Consider the following 15,647-nt stretch of genomic DNA (forward strand, 5'->3'; position numbering starts at 1 on the left):
GCAAGGCGCAAACGCCTATCGCAGGCGTCTGCGACGGGTGTTGATCGAGATCAATCAAACCACCGAATCACTGTCATCGGCCTTCAGATGTTTGCGCCCGTCCTTGGCCCCGGCGACGGTCAAGGCATCGGCTTCTGCTTCGGTGATGTAGGTACGTTTGCCTTCGATTTCCACGAACGACATGGCTTTGTCGCTATCGGTCAGGACTTCGAGTGTGTCGCAGATGCGAATTTCCTCACCATGCTCGACGGTAAAAAAACACACTTTCTGCTCGGGGTTGGATTCATCGATTCGCACGGGCATGGCGGCAGTCCTTGTTCCAGGGAGGTCTGCATATTAGGAAGCGCAGCGCGCCGATCGTTCTGCGCAACCGATTAATGGTCGCTGTTGTCCATCGCTTATCAAGCCAATAACAAGGGAGGCACGATGGAAGACTGGTGGGATGAAGTATGGGCCACGATGCAAGCCGAATTTGCCGATATCGGCGACGCCTCGCAAATGACCCGGATCACCGTACGTCTGGTGATGGCGGCGATTCTCGGTGGGATTCTCGGATTTGAGCGCGAGCATAAAGGCAAGGCAGCGGGCGTTCGCACGCACATGCTGGTGGCATTGGGTGCTGCGCTATTCGTATTGGTGCCACAGACCTCGGGCGCAGAATCCGATGCCATGAGTCGGGTCTTGCAGGGCGTGATTGCCGGGATCGGCTTTCTCGGCGCCGGCACCATTCTGAAAAATCAACAGGGCGACGAGGCCCATGTCAAAGGCCTGACCACGGCGGCGGGTTTATGGATGACGGCAGCGATCGGCGTGGCGGCGGGGCTGGGCAAGGAAGCGACGGCATTGCTCAGTACCATTCTGGCGCTGGCGATCTTCAGCGTGATGCCGTACGTGGTGAGGGTGTTCGAAAAGGATGTCGACAAGAACGACCACCTCTGACTCCCCGCCGGCTGATGATCGTTACCACGCTCCGCGTGGGAATGCTTCAACGGACGCTCCGCGTTCGGCTCTGGATGGGACGCAGAGCGTCCCGGGCTGCATTCCTTTGCTGCGCGTGGGAACGATCAAGGGGGCAGGGGTCAGACGATCACCGGCGGCATCGTGCTCGGTGGCTCTTCTTTCGGTGGTGGCATGGTGCCTGGCGGCTCTTGCTCGGGCACCGGTGGCGGTTCGGTCTCCGGCAGGGTGGGTTTGTCGATGTTCGGATCGGGCGTTTCCGCCGGGATCGGGATGCTCATCAGGTGACCTCCGTATGGCACATGGCGTGGGACGTGCTTAAGTGAGTTGACCCGGCCACGACAAATTCGATCCGCAGGTTTGTCTTGTTAATTTCATCTGAACTTTTCCCCGCGCCGGTTGCTCGGAACCTAAGTGAGTTCATGACAGGGCCGGCGCTTTGTCGCGAATACTGTTCCGGCACAAGAGCGTCCTTGGGGCGTTAAGGAGAGATGCTCAATGACTGCTGAAAGACCTTCAGAGCTGAGTTACAACCCGCACATGCCGCTGTCGCAGGCGTTGCTGCTGCCACGTATCGTCATCGAAAACACCATGCCGACTCTCGACGGCGGCCAGTTCGCCGCCAAATCGATTGCCGGGCGCGAAGTGGTGGTGACCAGCAAAGTCTTTGCCGACGGCCATGACAAGCTCGCCGTGCGCATCCGCTGGCGCGAGGAAGGCCAGGAAACCTGGCAGACCGAGGTCATGTCCGATCAGGGCAACAACACTTGGCAAGGCCAGTTCCGCCCCGAGGAACAGGGCCGCTACCTGTATTGCATCGAAGCGTGGATCGACCATTTCGCCAGCTTCCAGTACGAACTGGAAAAAAAGCACAGCGCGGCGGTGCCGGTTTCTCTGGAACTGCAGGAAGGCCGCACGATGGTGCAACAGGCCGCCGAACGCAGCGAAGGCCAGCTCAGCGAGCAGCTCGCCGCGCTGCACCATGAATTGTCCGGTCTGCTCGAAACCGAGCAGGTTGCGCTGTTTCTGCACTCGCGCAGTGCAGAGCTGATGGCTCAGGCCGATCACCGGGCCTACCTCAGCGTCAGCGCGGAATTCCCCATGGACGTCGAGCGCGAACTCGCCGAGTTCGCCAGTTGGTACGAGCTGTTTCCGCGCTCGATCACCGACAATCCCCAGCGTCACGGCACCTTCAACGATGTGCACTCGCGTCTGCCGATGATCCAGGACATGGGCTTCGATGTGCTGTACTTCACGCCGATTCACCCGATCGGCCGCGCCCACCGCAAGGGCCGCAACAATTCCCTGACCGCTGGCCCGGACGATCCCGGCAGCCCGTACGCGATCGGCAGCGAGGAGGGTGGTCACGAGGCGATACATTCGCAACTCGGCACCCGTGAAGATTTCCGCCGCCTGGTGGCCGCCGCCGCCGACCATGGCCTGGAAATCGCTCTCGATTTCGCCATCCAGTGTTCTCAGGATCACCCGTGGCTCAAGGAGCATCCGGGCTGGTTCAACTGGCGCCCGGACGGCACGATCAAATACGCCGAAAACCCGCCGAAGAAATACCAGGATATCGTCAACGTCGACTTCTATGCGCCGGACGCGATTCCGAGCCTGTGGGTCGAGTTGCGCGACATCGTCGTCGGCTGGGTCAAGGAAGGCGTGAAAATCTTCCGCGTTGACAACCCGCACACCAAACCGCTGCCGTTCTGGCAATGGCTGATCGCCGATGTGCGCACGCTGTATCCGGAAGTGATCTTCCTCGCCGAGGCCTTCACCACGCCGGCGATGATGGCGCGTCTGGGCAAGGTCGGTTACTCGCAGAGCTACACCTATTTCACCTGGCGCAATACCAAGGCCGAGCTGGCGGAATACTTCACCGAACTGAATCAGTCGCCGTGGCGCGAATGCTACCGGCCGAACTTCTTCGTCAATACCCCGGACATCAATCCGGCGTTTTTGCATGAGTCGGGGCGTCCCGGTTTCCTCATTCGCGCGGCGCTGGCGACTATGGGCTCGGGGCTGTGGGGCATGTATTCCGGTTTCGAATTGTGCGAATCGGCGCCGGTGCCGGGCAAAGAGGAATACCTGGATTCGGAGAAATACGAGATCCGTGTCCGCGATTTCACCGCGCCGGGCAACATCATTGCCGAGATCGCTCAGCTCAACCGCATCCGCCGGCAGAACCCGGCGCTGCACACGCATCTGGGGCTGAAAATCTACAACGCCTGGAACGACAACATTCTGTACTTCGGCAAGCGCAGCGCCGATGGCAGCAATTTCATCCTGGTCGCGGTCAGCCTCGATCCGCATAACGTGCAGGAAGCGAATTTCGAATTGCCGCTGTGGGAAATGGGCCTGCCGGACGATGCCACCACCCATGGCGAAGATTTGATGAACGGCCATCGCTGGGACTGGCACGGCAAATATCAGTTCATGCGCATTGACCCGGCGTATCAGCCGTTCGGGATTTGGCGGATCAGCGCCACGTAATGATCGTTCCCACGCTCTGCGTGGGAATGCATCCCGGGACGCTCCGCGTCCCAAAGCGGACGCAGAGCGTCCATGGCGGCATTCCCACGCAGAGCGTGGGAACGATCGTCGTGGGACGCCCATAAAGTATTCAACAGGAGTTCCACATGGCGAAGAAACCCAAGGCAGCCGCCTTCATCAAAGACCCGCTCTGGTACAAGGACGCGGTGATCTATCAGGTTCACGTCAAATCGTTTTTCGACTCCAACAATGACGGGATCGGCGACTTTCCCGGGCTTATCGCCAAACTCGATTACATTGCCGACCTCGGCGTCAACACCATCTGGCTGCTGCCGTTCTACCCCTCGCCACGTCGCGACGACGGCTACGACATCGCCGAATACCGTGGCGTGCACAGCGACTACGGGACCATGGCCGACGCCAAGCGCTTCATTGCCGAAGCGCACAAGCGCGGTCTGCGGGTGATTACCGAACTGGTCATCAACCACACCTCCGACCAGCACCCGTGGTTTCAGCGTGCGCGTAAAGCCAAGCCGGGTTCGGCGGCGCGGGATTTCTACGTCTGGTCCGATGACGACCAGAAATACGACGGCACGCGGATCATCTTCCTCGACACCGAGAAGTCCAACTGGACCTGGGACCCGGTCGCCGGTCAGTACTTCTGGCACCGCTTCTACTCGCACCAGCCGGATCTGAACTTCGATAACCCGCAAGTGATGAAAGCCGTGTTGTCGGTGATGCGCTACTGGCTGGACATGGGCATCGACGGCCTGCGCCTTGACGCGATTCCGTACCTGATCGAGCGCGACGGCACCAACAACGAAAACCTGCCCGAGACCCACGATGTCCTCAAGCAGATCCGTGCCGAGATCGACGCCAACTACCCCGACCGCATGCTGCTGGCCGAAGCCAATCAGTGGCCGGAAGACACTCAGCTGTATTTCGGTGACACCGATGCCGCTGGCGTCAATGGCGACGAATGCCACATGGCCTTCCACTTCCCGCTGATGCCGCGCATGTACATGGCGCTGGCGCAGGAAGATCGCTTCCCGATCACCGACATTCTCCGGCAGACCCCGGAAATTCCGGCGAATTGCCAGTGGGCGATTTTCCTGCGCAACCACGATGAGCTGACCCTGGAAATGGTCACCGACCGTGAGCGCGATTACCTGTGGAATTATTACGCGGCTGACCGTCGCGCGCGGATCAACCTCGGTATTCGCCGTCGTCTCGCACCGTTGATGGAACGCGACCGTCGCCGCATCGAACTGCTCAACAGCCTGCTGCTGTCGATGCCCGGCACGCCGACCCTGTATTACGGCGACGAAATCGGTATGGGCGACAACATCTACCTCGGCGACCGCGATGGCGTGCGTACGCCGATGCAGTGGTCGATCGACCGCAACGGCGGTTTCTCCCGCGCCGATCCGGCCAGTCTGGTACTGCCGCCGATCATGGACCCGCAGTATGGCTATCAGTCGGTCAACGTCGAAACCCAGTCCGGCGATCCGCATTCGCTGTTGAACTGGACGCGGCGCCTGCTGGCCGTGCGCAAGCAATCGAAAGCGTTCGGCCGTGGCACGTTGAAAATGCTCTCGCCGGCCAACCGTCGCGTGCTGGCTTATACCCGCGAATACACCGATGTCGATGGCAAGCACGAAATCATCCTGTGCGTGGCCAACGTCTCGCGCAGTGCGCAAGCGGTGGAGCTGGATCTGTCGGCGTACGTCGGCATGGTGCCGGTGGAAATGCTCGGCGGTAACGCGTTCCCGCCGATCGGTCAGTTGAATTTCCTCTTGACCCTGGCGCCGTACGGCTTCTATTGGTTCGCGCTGGCAGCGGAGAACCAGATGCCGAGCTGGCACGTCGAGCCGGCGCAGAGCCTGCCGGACTTCACCACGCTGGTGCTGAAAAAACGCATGGAAGAGCTGCTCGAAGCACCGTCGCGTACGACGCTGGAGCAAAGCATTCTGCCGAGCTGGCTGCAGAACCGTCGCTGGTTCGCCGGCAAGGACGCGGCGATCGAGAAGGTCAATCTGGCTTACGGCGTGCGTTTCGGTGATGCCCTGCATCCGGTGCTTCTCAGCGAAATCGAAGTCACCAGCGGTGGCCAGACCAACCGTTATCAACTGCCGTTCGGCTTCATTGGCGAAGACCATGTCGGCCCGCCGTTGCCGCAGCAATTGGCGCTATCGCGTGTACGCCGTGTGCGTCAGGTCGGCCTGATTACCGATGCGTTCAGTCTGGAAACCTTCGTCCGCGCCGTTCTGCAAGGTATGCAGAACAACACCGTCCTGGAGTCGATCGAAGGCGAAATCCGCTTCGAACAGACAGATCATCTGGAAAAGCTCGGCCTCGGCGCCGAGTCGGATGTGCGCTACCTGTCGGCCGAGCAATCGAACAGCTCCGTGGTTGTCGGTAACAGCCTGGTGCTTAAGCTGATACGCAAAGTGGCTTCTGGCGTACACCCGGAACTGGAGATGAGCGCTTACCTGACCGAGGCCGGGTTTGCCAATATCTCGCCACTGCTGGGTTCGGTGATTCGCCGCGACGCGCAGGGTGAAGACAACTTGCTGATGATCGCTCAGGGCTATCTGAGCAATCAGGGCGACGCGTGGGAATGGACGCAGAACAACCTCGAACGGGCGTTGCGCGATGAACTGGCCGACGCCATGTCCGAGCAGGAGCAGCATTACAACGCGCTCGGCGAGCTGAAGGACTTCGCCGGCATGCTCGGCCAACGTCTGGGCGAGATGCATCAGGTGCTCGCTGCGCCAACCGACAACGCGGACTTTGCACCGCAGGTGTCGTCGAGCAAGGACATGGCCACGACGGCCAAGGATGTCACTGCCCAGGTCGAACATGCCTTGAAACTGCTCAAGCAGCATCTAGGCGAGTTGAACGCGGCGGACCAGAAACTGGTCAAGCATCTGCTCGACGAGAAGAAAACCATTCTTGCCCATGTGCAGGATCTGGCGAAGAAAGCCACTGGCGGCTTGCGCATCCGGGTGCATGGCGACTTGCATTTGGGTCAGGTGCTGGTGATCAAGGGCGATGCCTACTTGATCGACTTCGAGGGCGAACCGGCGCGGCCGTTGAGTGAGCGTCGCGGCAAGCACAGCCCGTACAAGGATGTCAGCGGCGTACTGCGTTCGTTCGATTACGCAGCGGCGATGACCATCAATGTGCACAACGTCGACAACAGCGTCGAAGCCGAAGCGGCGCGTAAACGTGTCGCCGAGCGTTATCTGCGCGAAGCACGCGAGGCATTTGTCCAGGCATACCGCGAGGCAGCAGCTAGTCTTGAGCATGCCTGGCAGGATCCTCAGGGTGCCGACGCCGCGCTGGCGTTGTTCGGCCTGGAAAAAGCCGCTTATGAAGTGGCCTACGAGGCGGAAAACCGCCCAACGTGGCTGCCGGTGCCATTGCACGGCTTGTATGGATTATTGACAGGGCTTAAACCCTTTTCCGATCTTGGTGGAGAGTAGTCATGAGTTTCTCGAACAAGGAACAGGGTGTGGTAAAGGAAGCATTGTTACCCTCGGCACGCGACATTGATGCCTTAGTACGCGCCGAACATCAGGACCCGTTTTCCATTCTCGGCCCGCACGGCGATGGCGCTGGTGGGCAATTCATCCGCGCTTATCTGCCGGGTGCGCTGAGTGTGGCGGTGCTGGACAAGGACAGCGGCGAAGAGCTTGGCCCGCTGGAGATGACCGAGACGCCGGGGTTGTTTGTCGGCCATTTCGATCAGGCGCGACCGTACCTGTTGCGCACGCGCTGGGCCGGTGGCGAGCAGGTCGCCGAAGATCCGTACAGCTTTGGCCAGCTGCTGGGCGAAATGGATTTGTATCTGTTCGCCGAAGGCAATCACCGTGACCTCAGCGCTTGCCTCGGTGCGCAGCTGAAAACCGTCGATGGTGTCGACGGTGTGCGCTTTGCCGTGTGGGCACCGAATGCCCGCCGTGTCTCGGTGGTTGGCGATTTCAACGTCTGGGACGGTCGTCGTCACCCGATGCGCCTGCGCCATCCTTCGGGCGTGTGGGAGTTGTTCATCCCTCGCCTGCAAGCGGGGGAATTGTACAAGTACGAAATCCTCGGCGCTCACGGCATTCTGCCGCTCAAGGCCGACCCGATGGCGCTGGCTACCAGCCTGCCGCCGGATACCGCCTCGAAAGTCGCCTCGCCGTTGCAAATCGACTGGCAGGATCACGAGTGGATGAATTCCCGTCAGGATCGCCAGCAGCGCTCCAAACCTTTGTCGATCTACGAGTTGCACGCCGGCTCCTGGCAGTGCGAGCTGGATGATCTCGGCGAAGTCGCGCGCCAGTACACCTGGCCGGAACTGGCCGAGCGGCTGATTCCTTATGTGAAAGAGCTGGGATTCACCCACATCGAATTGATGCCGATCATGGAGCACCCGTTCGGTGGTTCCTGGGGTTACCAGTTGCTTTCGCAGTTCGCGCCGAGCGCACGTTACGGCACACCGGATCAGTTCGCCGCGTTCGTCAATGCCTGTCACCAGGCCGACATCGGTGTGATTCTCGATTGGGTGCCGGCGCATTTCCCCACCGATACCCATGGCTTGGCGCAGTTCGACGGCACCGCGCTGTACGAGTACGGCAATCCGCTGGAAGGCTTCCATCAGGATTGGGACACGCTGATCTACAACCTCGGTCGCACCGAAGTGCACGGTTACATGCTGGCCTCGGCGCTGCACTGGCTGAAACACTTCCATATCGACGGCCTGCGTGTCGATGCGGTGGCCTCGATGCTGTATCGCGATTATTCGCGCAAGGCTGGCGAATGGGTGCCGAACCGCCACGGCGGTCGCGAGAACCTGGAGGCCATCGACTTCCTGCGTCATTTGAACGACGTGGTTGAACTGGAAGCGCCGGGTGCGCTGGTGATTGCCGAAGAATCCACCGCATGGCCGGGCGTCAGCCAGAGCACCCAGCAGGGCGGCCTGGGCTTTTCCTATAAGTGGAACATGGGCTGGATGCACGACTCGCTGCACTACATCCAGCAGGACCCGGTGTACCGCGCCCATCACCACAACGAGTTGAGCTTTGGTCTGGTCTATGCCTGGTCGGAACGCTTCATCCTGCCGATTTCCCACGACGAAGTGGTGCACGGCAAGCACTCGCTGATCGACAAGATGCCCGGCGACCGCTGGCAGAAGTTCGCCAACCTGCGCGCCTATCTGAGCTTCATGTGGACGCATCCGGGCAAGAAGCTGTTGTTCATGGGCTGCGAGTTTGGCCAGTGGCGCGAGTGGAACCACGATCAGCAACTGGACTGGTACCTGCTGCAGTACTCCGAGCACAAAGGTGTGCAGAAACTGGTTGGCGATCTCAACCGGCTGTATCGCGAAGAGCCGGCGCTGCACGATCAGGACGACGCGCCGCAAGGCTTCCAGTGGTTGATTGGCGATGATGCGATCAACAGCGTTTACGCGTGGTTGCGCTGGAGTAAGGACGGCTCGCCAGTGCTGGTGGTTGCCAACTTCACACCGGTACCGCGCCAGTCGTATCGCGTCGGCGTGCCGTTTGCCGGGCGCTGGACCGAGCTGTTCAACAGTGACGCCGACATTTACGCCGGCTCCAACTATGGCAATGGTGGCGGGGCATTGACCGATGAAGTACCGAGTCATGGTCAATCGTTGTCGCTGGAACTGAATCTTCCGCCGTTGGCGGTGTTGATTCTCAAGCCGCAGGGCTAGCAGCTGTGGGAGCGAGCCTGCTCGCGAAGGCGCCATGTCAGTCAACAATGATGTTGAGGGTGGCACCGTTTTCGCGAGCAGGCTCGCTCCCACAAGGTTCTTCAGCGTTCAGCAGATCACCAACGCATCCGCACGCCGAGGCTGCCGATGATGCCGTTCAAGTCATTTTCATCCACATCGCTGCTGTAATCGGCGCTCATGTACAGGCTTACCGCCGGTGTGACCCGCGCCACCAGACCCAAACCCAATTCCACTGTTGAAGACTTGCGGCTGCTGCTGATCTTGTCGACCTGATCGAGCGTCACCGTGCTGCCGGTGTAAACGGTGTGCCAAAGGTTGGTGCGCACGTAGGGTTCGACAGGCAACCCGTTCAAGTCATAACTGCCTTTCAACCGCGCACCGACGCGGCCACTCCACGCGGTCAGGTCGATGGAAGAGGCATTGCCCGAGCCGGCGTACGGAGCGTCGAGACTGATGCGCTGGTTGATCAGTTGTGCCTGCGGCTCGACCACCCAGTTTTCACTCAAGCCGATCGGGTAACCGCCTTCGACGGAAAAGGTCATCGCATTGCCTTCGGTGGCTTGCCGATTGCCTTGCGCAGTGCGACTGAAACCGCTGACCCGACCGCCGCTGGCCGACAGGTCGACGTGCCAGCCTTGCGCACCCACCAGACTGTAATAGGCGCCGAGGCTCTGGCCTTGCAGGTTGAGGCTGTCAGTGTTGCGGTCGGCGAGGGCACGTCGGGTCAGCGCACCATCGGCATTCAGCTGGACCTGATTGTCGCCACCTATAAGACCAAGGGTCTGAGTAGTCCCGTTAGCGCTTTTCAACGTGACCACGGCCGGACCTTTGAACTCGCCAGCGGCCATCGCATAACCGGATGAAAGTGCGTCGGTCTGTGCTTGCCGAGCGCTTTTGCCGTACAGCTCGTCCCAGGCAGATGGGGCAAGATCCTCAGTGATCAGGCGCGAACTCTGCTGACTCAATGGCAGTGGTCCGGGTGTTATCACGGTTACTGGCAGGGTCAGCACCGGTACGTCGGCGCGATACCACGCGGGTTCATCCGCCGCAGATCCCGCATGCGCCTCCATGGACGAGCACAGCAGCAGTGAGCCTGACACTGTGCAAAGGGTGATTTTCAGTTCGTGTGGGGTCAGTGAAGTTTTCATGGAGGTCTACCTTGCAAGCGCATGCGTCATCTCGTGTTTGGCGTCTCTCCTACCCCGAACGAGGGGCGACCGAATAGAGCGGGGCGAACCGCGGCTGCTCGATTTCGCGAGTGCCGGAAGGTCAGCCCCAGTAGTGATTCCGGGGGTAGTAAGGTAGAGATAAGAAGAGTGACGCCTGCGCGTCAAGAAAATGCACGATGAATGGCGCGCTTAAATCAGCCTTTGCAAGCGTTTGTTTTTCTGAACATAACTAAGTGTTTGTTTGCATGGAAAAACGCCTGCGAAGCAGGTGGCTCACGGTTTTTTGCCGCCGACGAAAGGTCCTCCCGAGCGTCAGTTGCCGGGAAGGCCTGTCATTTAATTGCTGTCAAAAATGCCCTTACAGATGCACTTCGACCGCCAGCGGGAGGTGATCGGAAAGATGCGTCCACGGCTTGTTGCCAAGGATGCGTGGGTCGTGGCTGCTGGCATTGCGCAAGTAGATCCGGTCAAGCCTCAGCAAGGGAAACCGCGCGGGATAGGTTTTCGCCGGGCGCCCATGGTGGCGCTCAAAGGCTTCGTGCAGATAATCGCGACGGGCGAGGGCGGCGTTGCCTTGCAACTGCCAGTCATTGAAATCCCCGGCAATGATTACTGGCGCATCGTCGGGTAGAGATTCAAGCAGCTGACAGAGCAGTTGCAACTGCAATTGTCGATGGCTTTCCAGCAGACTCAAATGCACACAGATTGCATGCACCTCGGCATGCCCGGGGACATCAAGGATGCAGTGCAACAGCCCGCGCCGTTCAGGCCCGGTGATCGACACGTCGAGGTTGCGGTATTCGCGGATCGGGTATTTCGACAGCAGCGCGTTGCCGTGGTGGCCATCCGGGTAAACGGCGTTGCGCCCGTAGGCAAAATCGCTCCACATGCTGTCGGCGAGGAATTCGTATTGCGAGGTCTGCGGCCAGTCGTTGTAGCGACTGGAATGGCGTTCGTGCTCACCCACCACTTCCTGCAGAAACACCAGATCGGCCGAGGTACTGCGCATCGCTTCGCGCAGCTCCGGTAGAACGAACCGCCGATTCAGCGCGGTGAAGCCCTTGTGGGTGTTGACCGTGAGTACCCGCAGGCGATGAATGACTGGCGCGTCGACCGCTTGACGCTTGGGATCGCTGGACACGTTCACTCCTCTGAATTGGGCCATGCCTGTTCATGCGACTGGTTTGAGGGGGTGGCAGTTCCTTACGATGATTCACTGCTGGGCCAATGTGGGAGCGAGCCTGCTCGCGAAGACTTCATCACATTCAATACATCTGACACATGACACACCGCTTTCGCGAGCAGGCTCGCTCCCACAGGTATGTTGAGCTTCCGCCGTTCAGAAGAAGACGATTTCATACGGCAAGCGCATCCGCTCCAGCAGCACCGGTGGCAGCAGCGGGGCGATGCCGATGGCCGGTTCGCCCTTGAGCTGGCTGGCGTAAGCGTGGGTGGCGTGGCTCTTGCGCGCGACTGTCCAGGTGTCGAGACGCAGCTTGCGCGCGCGTTCCCAGGGAATCATTTGCTGCTCGCGCTCCGGCCAGTGCCAGGCCCACACCGGCACATCGTGGTAGGTCGCCCCGGCTTTCTGCGCCGCGTCGAAACTGGCCCGGCCAACCACTTCATGGTCCGGTGGGCCATCCTTGCGCCAGGTACTGAACACTACGTCGCCCGGTCGCAGGTAACGGCCGATGAACTCGGTGAGCTGGCTTTGCTGATCACTCAGTGCATTGTCAGTAAAGCCGCCGCGCACCCACTTCAGGCTGTGCATGGGCAGGCCGAGGCGGCGCAGGGCTTCGACGCTTTCCTGCGGACGGAATACGCTCAGGCGCTGTTCCGACCACTGCCGCGAGCCAGGGTGGCTGGCGCTACCATCGGTAATCGAGAGCAATTGCAGGGGATGGCCAAGGCTGGAGAGCAATTGCAGCAGACCGCCGCAAGTGACCACTTCGTCGCCCGGATGCGGGGCGATGACCACGGCGCGGGCGCCGGCGGGTACCAGGCTGTGGGTGTTGATGACGGGAATATTGTCGAGTTGCGGCGCGCTGTTCCAGATCTGTGCCGGCAGGCCGTGTTCGTTGAGCAATGACGATTTCATGAGTGCGACGTCCTTGTGGTATCTCGCCCTCAGTCGTGAGCAGCCAACGCTGATCGCGGCCCGTGAAGGCAAATGAATAGCAACGGTGCAGTGCTCCAACCCTTGGATTACTGCGAGGCAGAGTATTGCTCAAGACAGCCGATTCGTCGCGTCACAGATCAATCTGATCCGTAATTTTTTATTCCAGCTGTGCCAGATTGCGCAGAAAATCACCGAACCCGCCCTTGGCCCGACTGTCGAGACGGGCGCTGGTATGCACTTGCGGGCGGTGACTCCAGGCGATATTGGCGCCGCTGCGCTCCAGCGCACGCACCAGTTGCACATCCTCGTCACAGGTCAGCGACTTGAAACCGCCGGCCAGACGATAAGCCTCGGCGCTGACACCGAGGTTGGCGCCGTGAATGTGTCGATGCCCCTCACGGGCCTGATAATGGCGGTGATAGCGAATCTGCGCCGCCTCATCGATCGATTCGTGCCAGTGTTCGACCGTTACCGTGCCGCACACTGCGTCAGCCTCCAGCCCCAGTTGCGCCGCCAGCCAGTCATCGGCGACGCGGCTGTCGGCGTCGGTGCTGGCGATCCAGCGGGCACCGCGCTCGAGCAGCAGGCGCGCACCGGTGGCGCGGGCTTCGCCAACGTTGCGTGCATCGATCTGCAAGCTGAGCACTGGATAAGCGCTGACGATCTGCGCCGAGCCATCGCTGCAACTGTCGAGCACGACCAGTATTTCCACCGGCTCGCCGGCCAGTTGTGCATGCTGGCTGGCACGCAACGCTGCACGCAGGCATTCATCAAGCAGCGCCTCTTCGTTGTGCGCCGGAATCACGATACCGATCAACGCAAGCCCTCCAGGGCCGCCACCGAGCGTGGCTCGCGGCTCCACAGTTCAAGAATGAAATCCGCTTCCTGATGCAGCACCAGACGCGGCAAAGCCAACTGATCGTGGATCTGATCGTGGACCTGACGCGCATTCAACGGACAGCCCTCGATCGGCGGGCGCCAGTGGCAGGCCAGCAATTGGCCGTCGGCGGTCAGTGACTCACTGATCCGGCGGATCATTTCTGTCAGATCTTTTTCGTCGAGGTAGTAGCCGACTTCGCTGAATACGATCAGGTCGAATTTTTCCTCCGGCCAGTCAGCCGGAAGGCGGCCCTGACGAACTTCGGCATGCTCGAACACACTCAAGCGCGTACGCGCCAGCTTCACCGCCGCGCTCGCCGTGTCGCAGCACAACAGGCGGTCGCAGCGCGGAGCCAGCTCTGCACTCAGTTCGCCGTTGGCGCAACCCGGCTCGAATACTGCCCGGTAGCGCGGACGGGGCAGGGCGGCGAGGGTGATCGCGCGCTTGCGCTGTTCGTACCAGCGCTGGCGGAACGCCCATGGGTCGTCATTGCCCGCGAACAGGCCGTCGAAATAGCGGTCATCGACGCTCACAGGAACACCACTTCAAAAGGTTGCAGCAAACGATCGAGCACATAGGGCGCGAGCACCGGCCCGAGGCCGACGTCGCGGTCGCCTTCCAACTGGCTGGCGAACGCGTGCGCTGCGTGGCGTTTTCGTGCGATGTGCGTCGGTGAAAGGAGGATCTTGCGCGCCCGCTCCCATGGCACCGTGGCGTCTTCCGGGGTTGCCCAGTGCCATGTCCAGACCGGAAGTTCATGGCAGGTCGCACCAACGCGTCGCGCCGCTTCGACACTGGCGCGGCCGACGGCCTCGTGATCGCTGTGACCGTCCTGGCGCCAGGTAGTGAAAACCACATCACTGGCATGCAGATAACCGGCGATGAATTCGCTCAACTCGGTTTCCTGCGCCGCCACTTGCGTATCGGTAAAACCTCCGCGCAGCCATTTCAGGCTATGCATCGGCAGACCGAGGCGCCGCAAGGCTTCGGCAGACTCCTGCGGGCGCACCACGCTCAAACGCTCGACTGTCCAGCGCTGCGAGCCGGGGTGACTGGCGCTGCCATCGGTAACCGAGATCAACTGCAACGGCCGTCCGGCTGCCGCCAGCAACTGCATGATGCCGCCGCAACCGAGCACTTCGTCATCCGGGTGCGGCGCGATGATCACCGCTCGCGAGCCCAGCGGTACCAAGTCAAGAATGTCGATGGCCGGCAGCTCGGCCAGACGCCGCGAAGCCTGCCATTGCTGCAATGAAGTGCCCTGGCCAACGATCGGATTGGCTTTCATAACGCCCAGACCTCGCAGGACTGACCAGCAATCTGCTGGCCCAGTGCAGCAAGGTCGCGTTCAGCGTGACTCTGGCGCAGAAACACCGGCAGGTCGGCACTCAACCGGGCGAAATGCCGATCCTGACAAAACGGCCCGGCACCCAACGCACGACCGACTTCACGCATCACCTGTTCGGCAGACTGTTCAACCACGGCGCGGGCGCGGCGGGCGAGCAATTCAGCGTCGGCCTCGGGCTGCGCATCGATTTGCAGCGCGCTGAAGCGCAACACATCGGCTGCCGCTTGCAGTGCTGTGTCAGTCGCACCGAGATGGGCGAGGGCGTGCGGTTCATCGCGTTGCGCGCAATGCTGACGCAGCCCTTCGGCAATCCGCCGTGAAGCGCCATACCAGCAAGCCGCGATACCGATCCCGCCTTGCCAGAAACCCGGCCGTTGCAGGTAATCACCGGGGTTGCCGATGGCCTGCGCTTCGGCGTTGTCGAACAGCACTTCAACGCTGCCGGTGGCCGCCATGCCCACCGCTTGCCAGCCTTGATCGGTGATGGTCACGCCAGGTTGATCGAGTGCGACTGCAACCAATTGCTGCTGACCGTCCGCGTCCCATGCGGTAAGCAAGGCGTGGCTGAGCACCGCAGCGCCAGAGCACCAGGCCTTGCGCCCGTTCAGCGTCACCATATGCCCGGCCGGCGTGACTTTCACCCGCGCCTGCGGCGGTTCGGCGGCCCACATGCCCCACGTGCTGCCCGGGGTTGGCGTACCGCCCAATTGCTCGATGATCGCCAGCGCGTCGGTGTGGCCCTCATAGAGTTTGCACAGGCCTAAATCGTGTCCACCGACTTCCGAGAGACGCTGAAAGCGCTCCAGCGTGTGACCGCTGCCGGGTAACGGCAAGCGGTCGAGGCCGGCCTCGACCATTGCCCGCAGGCAACGGCCGAGGGCGTTGGTGTCGGCGTAATCTGGCGGACGGCGGGCCAGATAATGTTGAAAGTCCAT

General features: G+C 61.0%; 13 protein-coding genes. 4 read left to right on the plus strand and 9 right to left on the minus strand.

The features are described from left to right. Positions 1–54: 54 nt before the first annotated feature. Entirely contained in the window at positions 55–303 is a 249-nt protein-coding gene (locus ACYSTU_RS18050) for a DUF3203 family protein (protein WP_016774630.1), read from the minus strand. Positions 304–426: 123 nt separating this feature from the next. On the opposite strand from ACYSTU_RS18050, the gene ACYSTU_RS18055 reads away from it, so the two are divergent. Beyond that, a complete protein-coding gene (locus tag ACYSTU_RS18055) occupies positions 427–939 on the plus strand; it encodes an MgtC/SapB family protein (protein ID WP_016774631.1) in 513 nt (170 codons plus the stop codon). Positions 940–1,079: 140 nt separating this feature from the next. On the opposite strand, the gene ACYSTU_RS18060 is transcribed toward ACYSTU_RS18055, so the two are convergent. Beyond that, the gene (locus ACYSTU_RS18060) at positions 1,080–1,238 is read right to left on the minus strand and encodes a hypothetical protein (protein ID WP_499000565.1); all 159 of its coding nucleotides are present in this window, start codon (positions 1,236–1,238) and stop codon (positions 1,080–1,082) included. Positions 1,239–1,455: 217 nt separating this feature from the next. Here ACYSTU_RS18060 and ACYSTU_RS18065 point away from each other — a divergent pair, with 217 nt between their 5' ends. The 3 genes from ACYSTU_RS18065 (at position 1,456) to glgB (ending at position 9,175) form a co-directional block, all read left to right on the plus strand. Next, complete coding sequence (locus ACYSTU_RS18065) at positions 1,456–3,453, plus strand: alpha-1,4-glucan--maltose-1-phosphate maltosyltransferase (RefSeq protein WP_499000567.1); 1,998 nt, start codon at positions 1,456–1,458, stop codon at positions 3,451–3,453. A gap of 146 nt (positions 3,454–3,599) precedes the next feature. Next, positions 3,600–6,941, plus strand: a complete 3,342-nt coding sequence (gene treS / locus ACYSTU_RS18070; RefSeq protein ID WP_499000569.1) for a maltose alpha-D-glucosyltransferase — start codon at positions 3,600–3,602, stop codon at positions 6,939–6,941. A 2-nt stretch (positions 6,942–6,943) separates the two neighbouring features. Continuing rightward, a complete protein-coding gene (glgB, locus tag ACYSTU_RS18075; protein WP_016774635.1) occupies positions 6,944–9,175 on the plus strand; it encodes a 1,4-alpha-glucan branching protein GlgB in 2,232 nt (743 codons plus the stop codon). 116 nt (positions 9,176–9,291) lie between these two features. Here the strand turns inward: glgB and ACYSTU_RS18080 are convergent, their stop codons facing one another. From ACYSTU_RS18080 to ACYSTU_RS18110, 7 genes are all read right to left on the minus strand, one after another. Further along, positions 9,292–10,344, minus strand: coding sequence for an autotransporter domain-containing protein (locus tag ACYSTU_RS18080; RefSeq protein ID WP_499000571.1), 1,053 nt, complete (start codon positions 10,342–10,344; stop codon positions 9,292–9,294). Between the two features lie 379 nt (positions 10,345–10,723). After that, positions 10,724–11,506, minus strand: coding sequence for an endonuclease/exonuclease/phosphatase family protein (locus tag ACYSTU_RS18085; protein ID WP_016774637.1), 783 nt, complete (start codon positions 11,504–11,506; stop codon positions 10,724–10,726). A gap of 198 nt (positions 11,507–11,704) precedes the next feature. Next, positions 11,705–12,463, minus strand: a complete 759-nt coding sequence (locus tag ACYSTU_RS18090; RefSeq protein ID WP_016774638.1) for a PIG-L deacetylase family protein — start codon at positions 12,461–12,463, stop codon at positions 11,705–11,707. 178 nt (positions 12,464–12,641) lie between these two features. After that, complete coding sequence (locus ACYSTU_RS18095; protein WP_499000573.1) at positions 12,642–13,301, minus strand: glycosyltransferase family 2 protein; 660 nt, start codon at positions 13,299–13,301, stop codon at positions 12,642–12,644. After that, positions 13,298–13,897 carry a class I SAM-dependent DNA methyltransferase gene (locus ACYSTU_RS18100; protein ID WP_223631368.1) on the minus strand — a complete coding sequence of 200 codons (600 nt, stop codon included), beginning with the start codon at positions 13,895–13,897 and terminating at the stop codon, positions 13,298–13,300. Before ACYSTU_RS18100 ends, ACYSTU_RS18095 begins: the two co-directional genes overlap by 4 nt. After that, complete coding sequence (locus tag ACYSTU_RS18105) at positions 13,894–14,652, minus strand: PIG-L deacetylase family protein (protein ID WP_137213525.1); 759 nt, start codon at positions 14,650–14,652, stop codon at positions 13,894–13,896. Before ACYSTU_RS18105 ends, ACYSTU_RS18100 begins: the two co-directional genes overlap by 4 nt. Further along, on the minus strand, positions 14,649–15,647 hold the full coding sequence (locus tag ACYSTU_RS18110; RefSeq protein WP_024012877.1) for an acyl-CoA dehydrogenase family protein: 999 nt from the start codon (positions 15,645–15,647) through the stop codon (positions 14,649–14,651). The genes ACYSTU_RS18105 and ACYSTU_RS18110 overlap by 4 nt, the downstream gene beginning before the upstream one ends.

Source organism: Pseudomonas glycinis, from assembly GCF_054871425.1.

What these genes read in the sequence shown, in the direction of transcription:
- ACYSTU_RS18050 (WP_016774630.1), bottom strand. Translation starts at nt 303, where the DNA reads ATGCCCGTGCGAATCGATGAATCCAACCCCGAGCAGAAAGTGTGTTTT.
- ACYSTU_RS18055 (WP_016774631.1), top strand. Translation starts at nt 427, where the DNA reads ATGGAAGACTGGTGGGATGAAGTATGGGCCACGATGCAAGCCGAATTT.
- ACYSTU_RS18060 (WP_499000565.1), bottom strand. Translation starts at nt 1,238, where the DNA reads ATGAGCATCCCGATCCCGGCGGAAACGCCCGATCCGAACATCGACAAA.
- ACYSTU_RS18065 (WP_499000567.1), top strand. Translation starts at nt 1,456, where the DNA reads ATGACTGCTGAAAGACCTTCAGAGCTGAGTTACAACCCGCACATGCCG.
- treS (WP_499000569.1), top strand. Translation starts at nt 3,600, where the DNA reads ATGGCGAAGAAACCCAAGGCAGCCGCCTTCATCAAAGACCCGCTCTGG.
- glgB (WP_016774635.1), top strand. Translation starts at nt 6,944, where the DNA reads ATGAGTTTCTCGAACAAGGAACAGGGTGTGGTAAAGGAAGCATTGTTA.
- ACYSTU_RS18080 (WP_499000571.1), bottom strand. Translation starts at nt 10,344, where the DNA reads ATGAAAACTTCACTGACCCCACACGAACTGAAAATCACCCTTTGCACA.
- ACYSTU_RS18090 (WP_016774638.1), bottom strand. Translation starts at nt 12,463, where the DNA reads ATGAAATCGTCATTGCTCAACGAACACGGCCTGCCGGCACAGATCTGG.
- ACYSTU_RS18105 (WP_137213525.1), bottom strand. Translation starts at nt 14,652, where the DNA reads ATGAAAGCCAATCCGATCGTTGGCCAGGGCACTTCATTGCAGCAATGG.
- ACYSTU_RS18110 (WP_024012877.1), bottom strand. Translation starts at nt 15,647, where the DNA reads ATGGACTTTCAACATTATCTGGCCCGCCGTCCGCCAGATTACGCCGAC.